This window comes from Aquitalea sp. S1-19 (genome assembly GCF_024343515.1).
This window is the reverse complement of sequence record NZ_RJTZ01000248.1, coordinates 1-1903: the sequence shown is the minus strand read 5'-3', so window position 1 is coordinate 1903 and position 1903 is coordinate 1. Positions and strand designations below refer to the sequence as shown.

Sequence of the window (1903 nt, the reverse complement as noted above, 5' to 3'; positions counted from 1 at the left end):
ACTATCCGGCGATTTGGCCCAGGCCCATGGCGCGGTCGCCGCACAAGAAGAGCGCATCGTCGCGCGCCTGACCATGCTCGTCACTACACAAGGAGAGACACTGAGTCTATTGACCGAAGCTGAACGCTACGACTATTTACACAAGGCGCTGATCGGCTAATTACGCCTTAGTCGAATAGTGGTGTCAGCCAGGCGGCCAATTGCTCAAGTGCGGCGCGATCAACCTCGTCATATTCGCCCAACCGGCTTGAGTCGATATCCAGAACGGCCTTCACCACGCCTTGGCTATCAAAGACCGGCACTACGACTTCGGATCTGGCCAACGAAGAGCATGCAATATGGCCAGGAAAAGAATCTACATCCTGAACCAGCAGGGTGCGGCCTTGCTGCCAGGCTGCACCACATACCCCTTTGCCAAAACCAATGCGGGTACACGCTACTGGTCCCTGAAATGGCCCAAGCACCAACTGCGGCCCCTTAACCAGATAAAAACCGACCCAAAGCCAATCGAAACAGGCATTTAAAGCTGCAGATACATTAGCAAGCGTGGCAATCTGATCCTGTTCGGAGGCAATCAAAGCCTGCAACTGTGGCAATAACTCCGCATAACGTTGAGCTTTATCACCACCAGACACGGCAACTTGATATGACATTTTTTCACCCGGCACATTTACGAAACGGTCAGCCTAACCGGAACATGCAAAAAAGAACACCCGCCACATGGGCGGGCATTCACTTGGCAGCGGGACTGTCCGGCATTACATCATGTGCTGTCCGCCATTGATGGCAAAATCAGCGCCGGTAATGAAGGCGGCCGCGTCGGAAGCGAGATAGGCGACCAGACTGGCAATTTCCTCAGGCTTACCCAGACGGCCCACAGGTATTTGTGCAATGATCTTGCTACGCACCTCCTCAGGCACCGCCATCACCATATCGGTACCGATATAACCCGGAGAAATCGTATTAACCGTGACACCTTTACGCGCAACCTCTTGCGCTAGCGCCATGGTAAAACCATGCATGCCTGCCTTGGCCGAACAATAGTTGGTTTGACCAAACTGGCCTTTCTGACCGTTAATGGACGAAATACTGATAATACGACCCCAGCCACGCTCCATCATGCCATCAACCGTCGGCTTGGCCGTATTGAAAACCGAGTCCAGATTGGTACGCAGCACCGCATCCCAATCCTGCTTGCTCATTTTGCGGAACGAAGCATCACGGGTAATCCCGGCATTATTGACCACCACATCAATGGCACCAATTTCAGCGGTAATGGCTGCCACCAAATCCTGGCAAGCATCAAAATCGGTTACATCACACTGGAAGGCGTGAAAGTCGTAACCGCCATTTTTCATGTCGGCAAGCCAGGCGCTTTCCTTGCCGGGCTTGCTATAGGTAGTCACAACGGTATGTCCCGCATCGGCCAGGGCACGGCAAATAGCCGAACCGATGCCTCCCATACCGCCAGTGACCAGTGCAATACGCTTGTTCATGATTGTCTCCTTTATTTTGTTTTATCAAAGTACATGCATTGCATTACTGCAGCATGCTGAAAACAGACAAGCAAAACAAGGACGCCGAGCATTCACTCGAAAAAGTGTTGCACAAGCGCACATCATGCTGACTACCAGGGTGGGATATGGCGTGTTTGTACTTTAGCTGCGTGGTGTATGTTATTTTACATAATGTACATTATACGAAACAGAAGTAAGTTTCTTGGCGTTACGTAATTCTTGGGTTTTCTGTGATATTTACTGCGACACTTCACTGAACAATCTTGTAAGTTTTTATTTTTGTCTGTTGGAATTTGTTGCATGAATACGCGAGCACGCTGTGCGCATGCTTTTCGATGTCATCAAGGATCAGGCAGTTGCCCAGTGCGTATTTTGCCCAGGGGGGA

At 50.9% G+C, this 1903-nt stretch carries 2 protein-coding genes; both read right to left on the bottom strand.

The window, feature by feature from the left end; all coding sequences use genetic code 11:
- Positions 1-167 precede the first annotated feature (167 nt).
- A complete protein-coding gene (locus EGI20_RS17860) occupies positions 168-653 on the bottom strand; it encodes a GAF domain-containing protein (RefSeq protein ID WP_498629346.1) in 486 nt (161 codons plus the stop codon).
- A 105-nt stretch (positions 654-758) separates the two neighbouring features.
- Positions 759-1496, bottom strand: a complete 738-nt coding sequence (gene phbB, locus EGI20_RS17855) for an acetoacetyl-CoA reductase (protein ID WP_124733954.1) — start codon at positions 1494-1496, stop codon at positions 759-761.
- Between the last annotated feature and the right edge of the window lie 407 nt (positions 1497-1903).